Genomic DNA, 16332 nt, shown 5'->3' with positions numbered 1-16332 from the left:
GACCGGCAACGGCCTCAAGGACCCGGAGTGGGCCATCTCCGGCGCGCCCGCCCCGGTGACCATCCCGGTCGACGCCGCCGCGGCCGCAGCTCAGCTCGGCCTGTGAGCGGCAACGCCGTCCGGGTCCGCGTCCCCGCCACCAGCGCCAATCTCGGCCCGGGGTTCGACTGCGCCGGGCTGGCCCTCAGCCGGCACGACGTCCTCGAGTTCGCCGTCGCCGACTCCGGTCTCGCGGTGGAGGTGTCCGGCGTCGGTGCGGGCGAGCTGCCCACGGACGGGTCGCACCTCGTCGTGCGCGCGTTCCGCGCGGCGTGCGCAGAGCTGGGCTGGTCGCCGGCCGGGCTGCGCGTCGTCGCGGAGAACTCGATCCCGCAGGGGCGGGGGATGGGGTCGTCGGCCGCGGCCGTCGTGGCCGGCGTCGTCGGCGCGTGGGCACTGTGCCCCGACGTGCAGTCGGTCGACCTCGATGCCGTCCTGCGGCTGACCACGGAGCTGGAGGGGCACCCCGACAACGTGGCCCCGTGCCTGCTCGGCGGCGCCACGCTCTCCTGGATGGCGGCGGGCGGCGCACGCGCCGCGCGGCTGGACGTCGAACCCTCCGTCGTGCCGGTCGTCCTCGTCCCCGAACACACGCTGTCGACGCACGTGGCCCGCGGTCTGCTGCCCGCCACCGTCCCGCACGCCGACGCCGCGCACGCCGCAGGCCGGGCCGCGCTGCTGGTCCACGCGCTGACGCGCGATCCCCGTCTGCTGTGGGACGCCACGGAGGACCGTCTGCACCAGCGGCAGCGCGCGGCCGCGATGCCCGACTCGATCGCGCTCGTCGACCGGCTCCGCGAACGCGGCCTGGCCGCCGTCGTCTCCGGCGCGGGGCCGAGCGTGCTGGTCCTCGCGCACGCCTCGCCGGGTGGCGGAGGATCCGCGGGCGCCCTGCGGACCATCGGCGAGCTGGTCCCGCCGGCCTGGACGGTCCTCCCGATGGGGGTCGACGGCGACGGGGCGGCTGTTCTCGAGGAGAACTCGCAGGTATCGTCTCGATAACGAGGAACACGCTGGAAGCCACCGGTGTTGTTCACCCTGTGAGCTCCGTCTACGCTCACGGCGTAGCCGCCCACGAGGGCGAGCCTCGCGCGGGGCCGAAGCAGACGATCTCTCTTCGCCGCTGATCCGCCTCGCAGTTTTTCGACCCGTTCCCATCTGCGTTCCCGCCTCCGGGCCGGAGCTCCAGGGGCCGGGGCACCCCTGCGCTGCAACGCGCAGGTCACCGCAGGGAAGGACCTGTACGTGAGTGAAACCACCGACCTCGAGGTGACCGGTACGCAGGACGCTGCCGGCCCGACCGAGGCGACCGCCGCATCTGGGACGACGGGCAGCCCCGTCGCCGCGGCAACGGACTGTCGGGGATGCTGCTGCCCGAGCTGCAGCGGCTCGCCGGCGAGCTGGGCATCTCCGGCACCGGCCGGATGCGCAAGGGCGACCTCGTCGCCGCCATCTCCGCCCGTCAGGTGGGCGGGGGCGCGGCCTCGGATGCGGCGTCCCCCGCCGAGGCACCCGCTGCCGCCGGCATTCCCGAGGCCCGCGGTATCGCCGCTTCGTCGGCACCGATCGAGGCCCCCGTCACCGGTGGCGCGAACGGCGGCCCGCTGACCGGCAGCACCGAGACGGTGCGGCCCGTCCGCTCCCGTCGTGGCGCCAGCCGCCCGGCCGGCTCCCCGTCGGTCGAGGCGACCCCGGCGACCGAGCCGACCACCGAGGCTCCCGACGACCGGGCGGAGGGTCAGGAGACCACCGCGCCGTCGACCGAGGGTGCGCCCGCCGACGGCGACCAGCGCACCGAGGGTGAGCGCCCGCAGCGCAGCCGCGGCCGCAACCGAGGGGACCGTGACGGCTCCGCCCGCGACGGTTCGGCTCGCGACGGCGGCACCGACCGTCCGACCAACGACCGTGGGGGCAACCGCGACGGCTCTGCCCGCGACGGCGGCAGCAACCGGGACGGCGGCACCAACCGCGACGGCGGGAGCAACCGGGACGGCAACCGTGGTCCCGACCGCGGTGACCGCAACGAGCGCGGTGGTCGGCCGGACAACCGCAACGACAACCGCACCGAGGGCGGTCGAGGCAGCAACCCCAACGACGAGGACGACGACGACTTCGAGGGCGGTCGCGGTCGCCGGGGCCGCCGCTACCGGGACCGCAACAAGCGCGGTGGCAACACCGGCGGCGGCCGCGATCGCTTCGACCAGGGCGAACCGACCGTCAGCGAGGACGACGTCCTGCTGCCGGTCGCGGGGATCCTGGACGTTCTCGACAACTACGCGTTCGTCCGGACCTCGGGTTACCTGACCGGGCCGAACGACGTCTACGTGTCGCTGTCCCAGGTCCGCCGCTACGGCCTCCGCCGCGGTGACGCGATCACCGGCGCCGTCCGCCAGCCCCGCGAGGGCGAGCGCAAGGACAAGTACAACGCGCTGGTCCGGCTCGACACGGTCAACGGCCTGGACCCCGAGCAGGCGAAGAGCCGCCCGGAGTTCACCAAGCTGACGCCGCTCTACCCGCAGGAGCGGCTGCGGCTGGAGACCGAGGCGCACCTGCTGACCACCCGGGTGATCGACCTGGTCATGCCGATCGGCAAGGGGCAGCGGGCGCTGATCGTGTCGCCGCCCAAGGCCGGCAAGACGATGGTGCTGCAGTCGCTGGCCAACGCCATCACGACGAACAACCCCGAGTGCCACCTCATGGTGGTCCTCGTCGACGAGCGGCCCGAAGAGGTCACCGACATGCAGCGCTCGGTGAAGGGCGAGGTCATCGCCTCGACCTTCGACCGGCCGCCGTCGGACCACACCACGGTCGCCGAGCTCTCCATCGAGCGCGCCAAGCGCCTGGTCGAGATGGGCCACGACGTCGTCGTCCTGCTGGACTCGATCACCCGCCTGGGCCGGGCCTACAACCTGGCGGCCCCCGCCAGCGGGCGCATCCTCTCCGGTGGCGTCGACTCCACGGCGCTCTACCCGCCGAAGCGCTTCCTGGGTGCGGCCCGCAACATCGAGAACGGCGGCTCCCTGACGATCATCGCCTCGGCGCTGGTCGAGACCGGCTCCACGATGGACACGGTCATCTTCGAGGAGTTCAAGGGCACGGGTAACGCGGAGATCAAGCTCGACCGCCGGCTGGCGGACAAGCGGGTCTTCCCGGCGGTCGACGTGAACGCGTCGGGTACCCGCAAGGAAGAGATCCTGATGAACCCCGACGAGCTGGCCATCGTCATCAAGCTGCGCCGGGTGCTCGCCGCGCTCGAGCCGCAGCAGGCGCTGGAACTGCTCCTGGACAAGCTGAAGAAGACGCGCAACAACGTCGAGTTCCTGATGCAGATCCAGAAGACGACGCTGGGCCCCGGCCAGGAGTGAGCAAGGACCCCTGCCCCCACCGCTCGCAGGCTCGCGGCGGGATCCTGCAGGGGTCACCTGCTGGCCGGTCGCCCGATCTGGGAGACTGGTCGGCCGAGCCCCGCCGCGGCCGGAATAACGGTCGGCCGACGGCGTTCCCACCACGTGTTCGACACAGACTTCTCGGAAGAGGCGCAGGCATGAAGAGCGACATCCACCCGGCCTACAACGTCACCACGGTGACCTGTGGCTGCGGCAACACCTTCCAGACGCGCAGCACGTCCCCGACCGGTCAGCTGACCGTCGAGGTCTGCTCGGCGTGCCACCCGTTCTACACCGGCAAGCAGAAGATCCTGGACACCGGTGGCCGCGTCGCCCGCTTCGAGAAGCGGTTCGGCAAGCGCGCGGCGGCCGGCGCCGAGACCGCCGACAAGTAGCACGACCGACGGCGCCCGTGCCGCCCCTCCCCGGGGCGGGACGGGCGCCGTCGTCATGTCCGCAGTCCCGTCCCGCCGCGTGCTTCCCCGCGACGACGCACGAGCTTTCCGAGAGGTGACACCGTGAGCAGCCCCGACGCCACGCCCGAGCGGCTGTCGGACCTGCTCGGCGAGCACGCCTCCCTGGAGCGCGAGCTCGCCGAGCCGTCCGTGCACGCCGACCAGGCGCGCGCCCGCCGGCTGAGTCGTCGGTACGCCCAGCTCGCGCCCCTGGTCGAGACCTCCCGGGCGCTGGAGGAGGCCCGCGGCAACCTCGCCACCGCCCACGAGCTGGCCAGGGACGACGCCTCGTTCGCCGCCGAGGCGCGCACCCTCCAGACCCAGGTGGAGGAGCTCTCCGCCCGGCTGCACGAGCAGCTGCTGCCCAAGGACCCCGACGACGACAAGGACGTCATCCTCGAGATCAAGGCCGGGGAGGGCGGCGCCGAGTCGGCCTTGTTCGCCGGGGACCTGCTCCGGATGTACCTGCGCTACGCCGAGCGTCGAGGCTGGTCGACCGAGGTCCTCGACGCCGTCGAGGCAGAGCTGGGCGGCTACAAGGACGTCGCCGTCGCGATCAAGTCCCGCTCGGACGAGGGCATCTGGTCCCGGCTGAAGTTCGAGGGCGGCGTGCACCGCGTCCAGCGGGTGCCGGTCACCGAGTCGCAGGGCCGCATCCACACCTCGGCCGCCGGCGTGCTGGTGCTCCCGGAGGCCGAGGAGGTCGACGTCACGGTCGACCCGAACGAGCTGCGCATCGACGTGTTCCGCTCGTCGGGACCGGGCGGGCAGAGCGTGAACACCACCGACTCCGCCGTCCGCATCACCCACCTGCCCAGCGGCATCGTGGTCAGCTCGCAGAACGAGAAGAGCCAGCTGCAGAACAAGGAGTCCGCGCTGCGCGTCCTCCGCGCGCGGTTGCTGGCCGCCGCCCGCGAGGAGGCCGAGGCCACCGCCAGCGACCAGCGGCGCAGCCAGGTGCGGACGATGGACCGCAGCGAGCGGGTCCGCACCTACAACTTCCCGGAGAACCGGATCGCCGACCACCGCGTCGGCTACAAGGCGCACAACCTCGACCAGGTGATCGACGGCGACCTCGACGCGGTGATCGACGCTCTGACCACCGCGCACACCGCCGAGCTGCTGGCGGCCGGGTCCTAGGGCGGGACGGTCGGGATGACGTGCAGGACGCTGCTCGCCGACGCCGCCCGGCGCCTCGCCGAGGCGGGGGTCGAGTCGCCGCGGGTGGACGCCGAGCTGCTGCTGGCGGCCGTCCTCGGCGTCCCGCGGAGCCGGCTGCTCACCCTGGGCGAGGTGCCGCAGGAGGACGCCGCCCGCTTCGCCGGGCTGCTCGAGCAGCGGGCCGACCGCGTGCCGCTGCAGCACCTGACCGGTCGGGCGCCGTTCCGCTTCCTCGAGCTGGCGGTGGGGCCCGGCGTCTTCGTCCCCGGCCGGAGACCGAGCAGCTGGCGGGCTGGGCCGTCGAGCGGCTGACCGGCCTCGACGGGCCGATCGTCGTCGACCTGGGCAGTGGTTCCGGTGCCATCGGGCTGTCGATCGCGCACGAGCACCCCGGCGCGCGGGTCACCGCCGTCGAGCGCGACCCCGGCGCCATCGCATGGACCCGGCACAACGCCATGGCCCGGGTGGCGGCGGGCGACACGCCCGTGGGCGTCGTCCAGGGCGACATGACCGATCCGGCGCTGCTGTCGGAGCTCGACGGCCGGGCCGCGGTCGTCGTGTCCAATCCGCCGTACGTGCCCGACGACGCGGTGCTGCCGCGCGAGGTGGCCGACCACGACCCGCCGCTGGCGCTGTGGGGCGGCCCCGACGGGCTCGACGTCGTCCGCGGGATGCTGGCCGTCGCCGTTCGCTTGCTGCAGCCCGGGGATGGCTCGGCATCGAGCACGCCGACCAGCAGGGCGTCGCGCTGCCGTCCGTCGTCCGTGCGCACGGCGGGTTCACCGACGTCGAGGACCACCCCGACCTGGCCGGCAGACCGCGCTTCACCACCGCCCGGAGGACGTGAGCCGCACCAGCGGCAACACCCGGCGGGACGCGTGCTCCACCGCTCGGCGAGCGTCACGACGACGACGTCGGTGCGCCAGCCGACGTCGACGACGGTGTCCGCGACGTCCCCGAGGGGCCCGCCCACATCCGCGACCGCGGCCGCGAGCCGGCGCGGGAGGACCGTGAGGGCCGTGCCGGCGCCGGCCGCCAGCGGGACCCGCCAGGGCCGGTAGCGGTGCGTCGCCGCGGCGTGCACCCCTGCGACGAGGGAGAAGACCACCGGCCGATGGAGGCCGCCGCGACCAGGCCGGTCGCTCCACCACAGTCCCCGTCCTTTCGCCGACCGCCCGGCGAGGCCATTGCCGTGCGGTGACAGACTGCGCCCTCGTGGCTGATCTCTTCGACTGCTCCGACCCCGAGGCGCGCGCTGCCGGCCTGGATGCCGCGGCCGCGGCGATCGGCCAGGGCGAGCTGGTCCTGCTGCCCACCGACACGGTCTACGGCGTGGCCGCGGACGCCTTCACGCCCGCCGCGGTCACCGGACTGCTGGCGGCGAAGAACCGCGGCCGGACGATGCCGGTCCCGGTGCTCATCGGCGAGGCGTCCACGCTGGCCGGCCTCGTGGTGAACCTGCCGCCGACCGCTCAGGAACTGGCCCAGGCCTTCTGGCCCGGTGGGCTCACCCTCGTGCTCGAGCACGCGCCGTCCCTCGCCTGGGATCTCGGCGACGCCGAGGGCACGGTCGCGATCCGGCTCCCGGACGACGACCTCGCAAGGGACCTGCTGCGGCGGACGGGGCCGCTCGCCGTCTCCAGCGCCAATCGCTCCGGCCGCCCGGCGGCGACGACGGCGGCAGAGGCCCTGGATCAGCTCGGTACCCACGCTGCCGTGGTCCTGGACGGCGGACCCCGTCAGGGCTCCGCGGCCAGCACCATCGTCGACTGCACCGGTGCGGTCCCGCGCGTGCTGCGGATCGGGGCGATCGGGGTGGACCGGCTGCGCGATGTCGTCCGGGAGATCACCGACTGAGCCCGACGAGCGGGCCTCGGAGAGGTCCGCGAGGAGGGCTCGCAGCCCCGGGTCCCCGACGAGCGGGGCCCGGAGGGCTCCTCGCGGAGGAGATCCAACGGCTCCGCGCACGTGGGGAACGGCACGTGGTGGCGGGGCGATCCGGAGGATCGCAGTGTCATAGTGGGAGCACCGCCGCGCGCCCTGCCCGGGTACCGCGGGCCGCAGCGAGTCCGATGGAGTGGGGGTCCGAGTTGCGCTCCGTCTCCCGGTGCACCGACGGCCTGATCCCCGCGCCGGCTCCCGCTGCGCTCGGTCCCCACCCGAACAGCGCCACCTGATCCCGTGCGCGAGTACGTCGTCGTCCTCCTCACCGCCGCGCTGGTCACGTTCCTGACCACCCCGGTGGTGCGGATGGTCGCCATCCGCGCGCGGATGATGGCCGCTCCCCGGGAGCGCGACGTCCACGTGATCCCGACCCCCGTGGCGGCGGCGTCGCGATGTACCTCGGCGTGGCAGCGGCGATCATGGTCGCCACGAGGCTGCCGGCCCTCCAGCGGACGTTCGACGACTCCCAGACGATCGCGGTGCTCGTCGCCGGTGGTCTCATCTGCCTGCTCGGGGTGCTGGACGACCGGTGGGGCCTCGACGCGCTGACGAAGCTGACCGGACAGATCGCCGCCGCGGGGGTCATGGTCCTGCTCGGCGTGCAGCTGGCCTTCCTGTTCCTGCCGGTCGCCGACATCGGCACGATCTCCCTGGGCCCCGACATCGGTGTGCCGCTGACCATCCTGCTGACGGTCGCCACGGTGAACGCGCTCAACTTCATCGACGGTCTCGACGGTCTGGCTGCGGGCGTCTCCGCCATCGCGGCGCTGGCGTTCTTCGCCTACAGCTACCACCTGGGGGTCGTCGGCTACGACGAGGTGGCCAGCGCGCCGGCGCTGATCACCGCGGTCCTCGCGGGCGCGTGCATCGGTTTCCTGCCGCACAACTTCAGCCCGGCGCGGATCTTCATGGGCGACTCCGGCTCCATGCTCGTCGGTCTCATGCTCTCCGCGGCTGCCGTCACCGCGACCGGCGGTGTGGACCCGCAGTCGTTCGACTCGGCCGCCAGCCTGCTGCCGTTGGCCCTGCCGCTGCTGGTGCCCATCGCCGTCCTCTTCATCCCGTTCGTCGACCTGCTCATGGCCGTCATCCGGCGGACGCGCAAGGGCCAGTCGCCGTTCTCGCCGGACAAGATGCACCTGCACCACCGGCTGCTCTCGATCGGCCACTCGCACCGCCGCGCGGTCCTGGTCATGTACTTCTGGGCGGCGCTGCTGTCCTTCGGCGCGGTGGGGCTGTCGATCACCGGCGGTCAGGCCGAGCTCGTCGTGGCGATCGCCGTGCTCCTCGTCGTGGGTGTCGTGGTGGTCCTCAGTCCGCGAGCCCGTCGGGCGGCGCGGGAGGCACGGGCCGCGGAGCTGGCGGCGCAGCGCGAGCGCAGCCGGGCCGAGCACCCGACCGCGCGCGCCCTGCGGGCGCACGGTGTCGCCCGGCCGCCCCACGCCGGCTCCGAGCAGCGCCCGGCCGGGCAGGCGCTCCGATGAGCCACGGCGCACCGCGCGTGCAGGCTCCCTGGGACATCTCCTTCCTGCGGCCGGGCGTCCTGGTCACGGTGGCCGCCGCCGCGATCGCCGCGCCGGTGGCCGGCGTCCTCGGCGGGTGGGGAGCGCGGCGGGGGTGGTGGCCGGTGCGGCCACCGTGACGGCGTTCTTCTGCATCTCCGCGGTGGTGATCGCGTGGGCCGGCCGGATCGACGACGCGCTCTCGCTGCCGGCGGCCCTCGGCACGTTCCTGGTCAAGGCGTTGGTGCTGTTCGGGGTGCTGGGGTCGGTTCCCGAGGACGGGTGGCTGGACCGGCTCACCCTGGCCTGGACGGTCATCGCCGGGACGCTGCTGTGGGGGCGGTCCAGGCACGGTGGGTGTGGACGCGGCAGATGTACTACGTGCCGCCACCCGCGCCGCCCTCCACGGGCACGGGAGGTCCCGCCCAGGTGCGCCCTGCCGGGACGCACGAGGAACCTCAGCCGGACCCGGAAAAGCCCGCGTCACACGGCTGAGATAGTGTCCCGACCGATGGCCGAGGACAGCCCTGCTCGCGGGGACGCCCGACCTCGCACCACCGAACCGACCGATCGTCAGCCCAGCGGGGCGGACATCGGCTGGGGATCACCGGGACGTTGCTCTCGGGGATCATCGTGTGGGGCGGGGCCGGAGTGCTGCTCGACCGCTGGTTGGAGACCCGGGTCTTCGCCTTGGTCGGACTCCTCCTCGGTCTCGGGGTGGCCATCTACCTGGTGGTCGTCAAGTACGGGGCCGTCGATCCGCCTGCGGGAAATCGGCCCACCAGCACGACCCGGGGCGGGCAGCGGAGCCGGCCACCGGAGTACCGCAAGACGCAGAAGGGACGACGGTGACCTCCAGCGCCTCAGCGCTCGGCAGCGTGCTCGCAGCCGAAGGATCCGGCGGGGACGGCTTCCAGGCTCCGACGATTGCGGAGTTCTACCCGGAGCCCATCGCGGAGTTCTCCATCCTCGGGGTGGCCTTCGAGATCACCCGCATCACGATCATCTCCTGGATCGCCACCGCGGGGATCCTCGCCCTGCTGGTCCTGGCGGTGCGCAAGCCGTCGATCGTGCCGGGCAAGATGCAGTACCTCGGCGAGAGCGGCTACTCGCTCATCCGTGACGGCATCGCCCGCGACGTGATCGGCCCCAAGGGGCTGCCGTTCGCTCCGTTCCTCGCCTCGCTGTTCTTCTTCATCCTGGCGAACAACGCGATGAGCATCGTGCCGTTCTTCCAGATCTCGCCGAACTCGAAGTTCGCCTGGCCGCTGGTCCTCGCCGTGATCGTGTGGGTCATGTACAACTGGGTCGGCATCCGGGAGCAGGGTGCGGCGCGCTACTTCAAGGACGCCGCGGTCCCCCGGGAGTGCCGGCGGCCGCTCTGATCCTGGTCACGCCGATCGAGCTGCTCCAGGTCTTCGTGATCCGGCCCTTCACCCTCGCCGTCCGGCTCTTCGCCAACATGTTCGCCGGCCACATGCTGCTCGTCGTCTTCTCGCTGGGGACCGTCTACCTGCTCACCGTGGGCAACTTCTCGGTGATCTTCAGCCCCTTCGCCTTCGCCATGGCGCTGGCCATGACGTTCTTCGAGGTGCTGGTGATCATCCTGCAGGCCTACGTCTTCACCGTGCTGACCGCGACGTATCTCAACGGCGCCGTCGAGCCCGCTCACTGACCGCTTTACCCCCGCCAGCCGCCCGGAACGACCCGGGCGACCGACACAGGAGGAAGACCCCCATGACGACAGAGGTTCTCGCAGCGCTCGAGGGCAACATCGGCACCGTCGGCTACGGCCTCGCCGCCATCGGCCCCGGCATCGGTGTGGGCATCGTGTGGGCCGCCTACATCCAGGCGACCGCGCGTCAGCCCGAGTCCGCAGGCCTCACCCGGACCTACGCCTTCCTCGGTGCCGCCCTCTCCGAGGCGCTGGCGCTCATCGGCCTGGTCGTGCCCTTCATCTACTGATCGACCATCCGGTCCGGTCCGTCTGACTTAGGGACGTGCAGAGCATGAACATCCTGGCTGCGGAGAGCGCCAATCCGCTCCTGCCCCCGTGGGCGAGATCATCGTCGGCCTGATCACCTTCGGGATCCTGGTCTTCGTGGTGATCAAGTTCGTCGTGCCGCGCTTCGAGCAGGTCTTCCAGGCCCGCCGCGAGGCGATCGAGGGCGGCATCGAGCGGGCCGAGGCCATGCAGGCCGAGGCCAAGGCCGCGCTGGAGCAGTACCGCGCCCAGCTCGCCGAGGCACGCAACGAGGCGGCGCAGATCCGCGACCAGGCCCGCGCCGAGGGGCAGCAGATCCTCGAGGAGCTGCGGACCCAGGCGCAGGAGGAGTCGCAGCGCATCGTCGCCCGTGGCGAGGAGCAGCTCGCCAGCGCGCGGCAGCAGGTCGTCAACGAGCTGCGTGGCCAGATCGGGACGCTCGCCGTGCAGCTGGCCGGCCAGGTCGTCGGCGAGTCGCTCGCCGACGACGCCCGGCGCAGCGGCACCGTCGACCGCTTCCTCGCCGAGCTCGACGGCATGGCGGCCGGCAGCCCGGACGGACGTACCGGTGGTGCCACCAGCGTCTCCGGGAGCACCCGTTGATGGAGGCCTCCAGCCGGGCGGCACTGGTCGAGGTGCGGGAGCGCCTCGACCGGCTGAGTCGCCCTGCTTCCGGCGTCATCGAGCGGGCGAAGGACCGGCTCACCGGGCAGCCCGCGCGGGCGGCGACCGGACCGGAGCTGCTCTCCCTGGCCGACGAGCTCTTCGCCGTCGGACGGCTGCTGAACGGCCAGCTCTCGCTGCGCCGGGCACTGTCGGACCCGGCCGGCCGGCCGGACGATCGCGCCGCGCTGGCCCAGCGGCTGTTCGGCTCGAAGGTGTCGACGACGGCGCTGGACCTGATCGAGACCGTCGCGCGCCAGCGGTGGTCCCACCCGATCGACATCGTCGACGCCTTCGGCGCCCTGGCGACCGAGGCGTCCCTGGACGCGGCGGACGCGCGCGGTGAGCTCGACACCGTCGAGGACGAGCTGTTCCGGTTCGGCCGCATCGTCGGCGGGGACCGGGAGCTGGGCCGCATCCTCAGCGACCGCAAGGCGCCGGCCGAGGGCAGGAGCGCACTGCTGGACCAGCTGCTCTCCGGGCGGGTCAGCCCCGTCACCGAGCAGCTGCTGCGCAACGTGCTCACCGGCCCGCACGTCGGTACCGCGGAGAACGCCGTCGAGCGGCTCTCCGAGGTGGCCAGCCGCCGCCGCGGCCAGTCCGTGGCCCGGGTCACGACCGCCGTACCCCTCACCGACGCCCAGGAGCAGCGGCTCACCGACGTGCTGCGCCGGATCTACGGGCGCACCGTCAATCTGCAGGTCACCGTCGACCCGGGCGTGCTCGGCGGCCTGATCGTCCAGGTGGGCGACGAGGTCATCGACGGCAGCATCGCCCACCGCCTGGAAGCCGCCGAGCGGCGACTGGCCGGCTGACGCACCCCACCGACCGACCATCCCAGACACCACCCGCAGGGAAGAGGACGACCCATGGCCGAGCTGACGATCTCCGCAGACGAGATCCGCAGTGCCATCCAGAGCTACGTCACGGAGTACAGCCCCGACATCTCCCGCGAGGAGGTGGGCACGGTCACCGAGGCCGGCGACGGCATCGCCCGTGTCGAGGGACTGCCCTCGGTCATGACCAACGAGCTGCTCGAGTTCGAGAGCGGCGTCCGCGGGCTGGCGCTGAACCTCGACGTGCGCGAGGTCGGCGTCGTGGTGCTGGGTGACTTCTCCGGCATCGAGGAGGGCCAGCAGGTCCGCCGGACCGGCGAGGTGCTCTCGATCCCCGTCGGCGACGGCTACCTCGGCCGGGTCGTCGACCCGCTGGGCAACGCGATCGACGGCGGCGGCCCCATCGAGACCACCGGCCGGCGCGCGCTCGAGCTCCAGGCGCCCACCGTGGTGCAGCGGCAGTCGGTGCACGAGCCGATGCAGACCGGCATCAAGGCCATCGACGCCATGACTCCGATCGGTCGAGGGCAGCGTCAGCTGGTCATCGGCGACCGCCAGACGGGCAAGACGGCGATCGTCACCGACACGATCATCAACCAGAAGGAAGCCTGGGCCACCGGCGACCCGGCCCAGCAGGTGCGCTGCATCTACGTCGCCGTCGGCCAGAAGGGCTCGACCATCGCGGCGATCCGCTCGGCCCTCGAGGAGGCCGGCGCGATGGAGTACACGACCATCGTCGCGGCCCCCGCGTCGGAGGCCGCCGGCTTCAAGTACATCGCGCCCTACGCCGGCTCGGCCATCGGCCAGCACTGGATGTACGAGGGCAAGCACGTCCTCATCGTGTTCGACGACCTGTCGAAGCAGGCCGAGGCCTACCGCGCCGTCTCGCTGCTGCTGCGCCGTCCGCCGGGCCGCGAGGCCTACCCGGGCGACGTCTTCTACCTGCACTCCCGCCTGCTGGAGCGCTGCGCGAAGCTCAACGACGAGCTCGGCGCCGGCTCCATGACCGGCCTGCCGCTGGTCGAGACCAAGGGCAACGACGTGTCGGCCTACATCCCGACCAACGTCATCCGATCACCGACGGGCAGATCTTCCTCGAGACCGGCCTCTTCAACTCCGGTGTCCGCCCGGCCATCAACGTCGGCATCTCGGTGTCCCGCGTCGGTGGGTCGGCGCAGATCAAGGCGATGAAGTCGGTCGCCGGCCGCCTGCGCCTGGACCTGGCGCAGTTCCGCGAGCTGGAGGCTTTCGCGTCGTTCTCCTCCGACCTGGACGCGTCCAGCCGGGCGACCCTGGACCGCGGCATGCGCCTGGTCGAGCTGCTCAAGCAGGGCCAGTACTCGCCCTACCCGGTCGAGCGCGAGGTCGTGTCGCTGTGGCTCGGGACGACGGGCAAGCTCGACGTCGTACCGGTCAGCGACGTGCGGCGCTTCGAGTCCGAGTTCCTCGACTTCGTGGCCCGCAACCACGAGGGCGTCTTCGACACCATCCGGACGTCGAAGAAGCTCGAGGACGACACCGTGCAGAACCTGGAGCAGGCGGTGGAGGCCTTCTACGGGCAGTTCACCACCGGTGAGGGCGAGTCGCTGAAGGTCAACGAGCCCGAGGCCGAGGCGATGGACGCGTCCGAGCGTGGCCAGGAGCGCGTCCAGGTCAAGAAGAAGGCCTGACCCGTGGCCGCCTCCTCCGCGCGCTGCGGCGCCGCATCCGCTCCACCCAGTCGACGAAGAAGATCTTCTCGGCGCAGGAGCTGATCGCCGGTGCCCGCATCGTGCGCGCCCAGGCCCGGGTCGAGGCGTCCAAGCCCTACGCCCGGGAGATCACGCGGGTGCTGTCGGCGCTGGCGTCGTCCGCCTCGCTGGACCACCCGCTGCTGACCGAGCGGCAGAACCCGCGTCGTGCGGCGGTCCTCGTGATCACCTCCGACCGCGGGTTCGCCGGCTCCTACAACGTCAACGTGCTCCGGCGCACCGAGGAGCTCCTCTCCCTGCTGCGCCAGGAGGGCAAGGAGCCGGTCCTGTACGTCGTCGGCCGCAAGGGCGAGACGTACTACTCCTTCCGTGACCGGGAGATGGCCGAAACCTTCACCGGCTTCTCCGAGCAGCCCGGGTACGAGGACGCCCAGAAGGTCGGCTCCGCGCTCATCGACGTCTTCACCGCGGGTGAGGACGACGAGGACGGCGACGCCGGAGCCGATGGCGTCCTCGGCGTCGACGAGCTGCACATCGTCTACACCGAGTTCCGCTCGCTGCTCTCCCAGGTCCCCGTCGCCAAGCGGATGGCACCGCTGGAGGTGGAGGAGGTGGAGGAGTTCGACTACGAGCGGGAGGACCGCGAGACGGGTGCGGCCGGCGACTCCGGCGTCCCGACCTCCTACGAGTTCGAGCCGTCCGCCGAGGGCTCCTCGACGCACTGCTGCCGAAGTACGTCACCACGCGGATCTACGCGGCGATGCTCGAGGCGGCCGCCTCCGAGTCGGCGTCGCGGCGTCGTGCGATGAAGTCGGCGTCGGACAACGCCGAGGAGCTGGCGAAGAACCTGTCCCGGCAGGCCAACCAGGCCCGTCAGGCCGAGATCACCCAGGAGATCAGCGAGATCGTCGGTGGCTCCGACGCGCTGGTCTCGGCCGGCGCCGGCGACTGAGCCGGCGACCTTCCATGATCCACCCGAACGCGCGAGACGAACCCCGCAGAGCACACAGCCCGAGGGCAGGAGAGCAGTACAGATGACCGTCACCGAGGACCGTCCGACCAGCTCGCAGACCACGGCCGCAGGCCGCGTCGTGCGGGTCACCGGGCCGGTCGTCGACGTCGAGTTCCCCGCGACGCGATGCCCGACCTGTTCAACGCCCTGAAGGTCGAGGTCACCCTGGCCGACCTGGGCAAGACCCTGACCCTCGAGGTCGCGCAGCACCTCGGCGAGGGTGTCGTCCGCACCATCTCGATGGCGCCGACCGACGGCCTCGTCCGTGGCGCCGAGGTCCTCGACACCGGCTCGGCGATCAGCGTGCCCGTCGGTGACGTCGTCACCGGGCACGTCTGGAACGCGCTCGGCGAGTGCCTGGACCAGCCCGGTTACGGCGACGACGCCGAGCGCTGGACGATCCACCGGCACGCGCCGCGCTTCGACCAGCTCGAGGGCCGCACGGAGCTGCTGGAGACCGGCATCAAGGTCATCGACCTGCTCACCCCGTACGTGGCGGGCGGGAAGATCGGCCTGTTCGGCGGGGCCGGCGTGGGCAAGACCGTGCTGATCCAGGAGATGATCCGCCGCGTCGCCCAGGAGTTCGGTGGCGTCTCGGTGTTCGCCGGCGTCGGCGAGCGCACCCGTGAGGGCAACGACCTCATCACCGAGATGACCGAGTCCGGCGTCATCGAGTCCACCGCCCTGGTCTTCGGCCAGATGGACGAGCCGCCGGGCACCCGGCTGCGCGTCGCACTCTCGGCGCTGACGATGGCGGAGTACTTCCGCGACGAGAAGAACCAGGACGTGCTGCTCTTCATCGACAACATCTTCCGGTTCACGCAGGCCGGCTCCGAGGTGTCGACGCTGCTCGGTCGCATGCCGTCGGCCGTGGGCTACCAGCCGACGCTGGCCGACGAGATGGGTGAGCTGCAGGAGCGGATCACGTCCACCCGTGGGCGCTCGATCACCTCGCTGCAGGCGATCTACGTGCCCGCCGACGACATCACCGACCCGGCGCCGCACACCACGTTCGCCCACCTGGACGCGACGACCGTGCTCTCGCGGCCGATCTCGGAGAAGGGCATCTACCCGGCCGTGGACCCGCTGGACTCCACCAGCCGGATCCTCGACCCGCAGTACGTCGGGCAGGAGCACTACGACATCGCGCAGACGGTGAAGCGGATCCTGCAGCGCTACCAGGAGCTCCAGGACATCATCGCCATCCTCGGCATCGACGAGCTCGGCGAGGAGGACAAGGTCACGGTCAACCGGGCCCGGCGCATCGAGCGCTTCCTCTCGCAGAACATGTTCGTCGCGGAGGCGTTCACCGGGCAGCCGGGCTCGTTCGTCCCGCTGTCGGAGACCCTCGAGGCCTTCAAGGCACTCACCGAGGGCACCTACGACCACCTGCCCGAGCAGGCGTTCTTCATGCAGGGCGGGCTCGAGGACCTCGAGAAGAACGCGGAGCGCCTCAAGAAGGGCTGACCGCGGACCGATGGCGGCCGGGCTCCTCCTCGGAGGGCCCGGCCGTTCGTCGTCCGACCGGCGCATTTCCCCGGTGCCGCCGACCGTTGGGGGAACGGGCCGTCACCCGCGTGGGTGAATCCGGACTACCCTTCCTCCTGGACGGTGCCAGGAGTGCCGACCATCGACCGAAGAGCCCGAGCCCCGGGCACC

17 protein-coding genes and 2 pseudogenes are annotated in these 16332 nt (G+C 72.1%); 18 read left to right on the top strand and 1 reads right to left on the bottom strand.

Annotated elements, in window-relative coordinates:
- The first annotated feature begins 102 nt into the window (after positions 1 to 102).
- The 8 genes from thrB (at position 103) to U6N30_RS22655 (ending at position 8469) form a co-directional block, all read left to right on the top strand.
- Positions 103 to 1041, top strand: coding sequence for a homoserine kinase (thrB, locus tag U6N30_RS22690; RefSeq protein WP_324274066.1), 939 nt, complete (start codon positions 103 to 105; stop codon positions 1039 to 1041).
- A gap of 362 nt (positions 1042 to 1403) precedes the next feature.
- Positions 1404 to 3404: a transcription termination factor Rho gene (gene rho / locus U6N30_RS22685; RefSeq protein WP_324274065.1), complete on the top strand. Its 2001-nt coding sequence runs from the start codon at positions 1404 to 1406 to the stop codon at positions 3402 to 3404.
- A gap of 179 nt (positions 3405 to 3583) precedes the next feature.
- Positions 3584 to 3820: a 50S ribosomal protein L31 gene (gene rpmE, locus U6N30_RS22680; protein ID WP_324274064.1), complete on the top strand. Its 237-nt coding sequence runs from the start codon at positions 3584 to 3586 to the stop codon at positions 3818 to 3820.
- Between the two features lie 123 nt (positions 3821 to 3943).
- Positions 3944 to 5020, top strand: coding sequence for a peptide chain release factor 1 (gene prfA / locus U6N30_RS22675; protein WP_324274063.1), 1077 nt, complete (start codon positions 3944 to 3946; stop codon positions 5018 to 5020).
- Positions 5021 to 5035: 15 nt separating this feature from the next.
- Positions 5036 to 5353, top strand: a complete 318-nt coding sequence (locus U6N30_RS22670) for a class I SAM-dependent methyltransferase (RefSeq protein WP_324274062.1) — start codon at positions 5036 to 5038, stop codon at positions 5351 to 5353.
- The gene (locus U6N30_RS22665; RefSeq protein WP_324278422.1) at positions 5326 to 6102 is read left to right on the top strand and encodes a N5-glutamine methyltransferase family protein; all 777 of its coding nucleotides are present in this window, start codon (positions 5326 to 5328) and stop codon (positions 6100 to 6102) included. The genes U6N30_RS22670 and U6N30_RS22665 overlap by 28 nt, the downstream gene beginning before the upstream one ends.
- Before the next feature lie 154 nt (positions 6103 to 6256).
- Positions 6257 to 6898, top strand: a complete 642-nt coding sequence (locus U6N30_RS22660; protein WP_324274061.1) for an L-threonylcarbamoyladenylate synthase — start codon at positions 6257 to 6259, stop codon at positions 6896 to 6898.
- A gap of 479 nt (positions 6899 to 7377) precedes the next feature.
- Entirely contained in the window at positions 7378 to 8469 is a 1092-nt protein-coding gene (locus U6N30_RS22655; protein WP_324274060.1) for an MraY family glycosyltransferase, read from the top strand.
- Positions 8470 to 8532: 63 nt separating this feature from the next.
- Here the strand turns inward: U6N30_RS22655 and U6N30_RS22650 are convergent, their stop codons facing one another.
- On the bottom strand, positions 8533 to 8805 hold the full coding sequence (locus U6N30_RS22650; RefSeq protein ID WP_324274059.1) for a hypothetical protein: 273 nt from the start codon (positions 8803 to 8805) through the stop codon (positions 8533 to 8535).
- Between the two features lie 297 nt (positions 8806 to 9102).
- Between U6N30_RS22650 and U6N30_RS22645 the strand changes: the two genes are divergently transcribed.
- The 10 genes and pseudogenes from U6N30_RS22645 (at position 9103) to atpD (ending at position 16140) form a co-directional block, all read left to right on the top strand.
- Positions 9103 to 9339, top strand: a complete 237-nt coding sequence (locus tag U6N30_RS22645; protein ID WP_324274058.1) for a hypothetical protein — start codon at positions 9103 to 9105, stop codon at positions 9337 to 9339.
- Positions 9336 to 10162, top strand: a pseudogene (atpB, locus tag U6N30_RS34470) (F0F1 ATP synthase subunit A). Before U6N30_RS22645 ends, atpB begins: the two are co-directional and overlap by 4 nt.
- Positions 10163 to 10224: 62 nt before the next feature.
- Positions 10225 to 10452 (top strand): ATP synthase F0 subunit C, encoded by a 228-nt coding sequence (gene atpE / locus U6N30_RS22630; RefSeq protein WP_092196290.1) that lies wholly within the window; start codon positions 10225 to 10227, stop codon positions 10450 to 10452.
- Between the two features lie 88 nt (positions 10453 to 10540).
- The gene (locus U6N30_RS22625; protein WP_324274055.1) at positions 10541 to 11074 is read left to right on the top strand and encodes a F0F1 ATP synthase subunit B; all 534 of its coding nucleotides are present in this window, start codon (positions 10541 to 10543) and stop codon (positions 11072 to 11074) included.
- Positions 11074 to 11949 (top strand): F0F1 ATP synthase subunit delta, encoded by an 876-nt coding sequence (locus tag U6N30_RS22620; protein ID WP_324274054.1) that lies wholly within the window; start codon positions 11074 to 11076, stop codon positions 11947 to 11949. Before U6N30_RS22625 ends, U6N30_RS22620 begins: the two co-directional genes overlap by 1 nt.
- A 54-nt stretch (positions 11950 to 12003) precedes the next feature.
- Positions 12004 to 13161, top strand: coding sequence for a F0F1 ATP synthase subunit alpha (atpA, locus tag U6N30_RS22615; protein ID WP_479690535.1), 1158 nt, complete (start codon positions 12004 to 12006; stop codon positions 13159 to 13161).
- Positions 13122 to 13640, top strand: a complete 519-nt coding sequence (locus U6N30_RS35695) for a hypothetical protein (RefSeq protein WP_479690534.1) — start codon at positions 13122 to 13124, stop codon at positions 13638 to 13640. The genes atpA and U6N30_RS35695 overlap by 40 nt, the downstream gene beginning before the upstream one ends.
- A 62-nt stretch (positions 13641 to 13702) precedes the next feature.
- A pseudogene (locus U6N30_RS22610) lies at positions 13703 to 14613 on the top strand (F0F1 ATP synthase subunit gamma).
- 82 nt (positions 14614 to 14695) lie between these two features.
- Entirely contained in the window at positions 14696 to 14824 is a 129-nt protein-coding gene (locus U6N30_RS35690) for a hypothetical protein (RefSeq protein WP_479690533.1), read from the top strand.
- Positions 14800 to 16140 carry a F0F1 ATP synthase subunit beta gene (atpD, locus tag U6N30_RS22600; RefSeq protein WP_479690532.1) on the top strand — a complete coding sequence of 447 codons (1341 nt, stop codon included), beginning with the start codon at positions 14800 to 14802 and terminating at the stop codon, positions 16138 to 16140. Before U6N30_RS35690 ends, atpD begins: the two co-directional genes overlap by 25 nt.
- Positions 16141 to 16332 lie beyond the last annotated feature (192 nt).

This window comes from Blastococcus brunescens, from assembly GCF_035320885.1.
Lineage (GTDB): Bacteria > Actinomycetota > Actinomycetes > Mycobacteriales > Geodermatophilaceae > Blastococcus_B > Blastococcus_B brunescens.
This window is presented reverse-complemented; position numbering and strand designations above follow the sequence as displayed.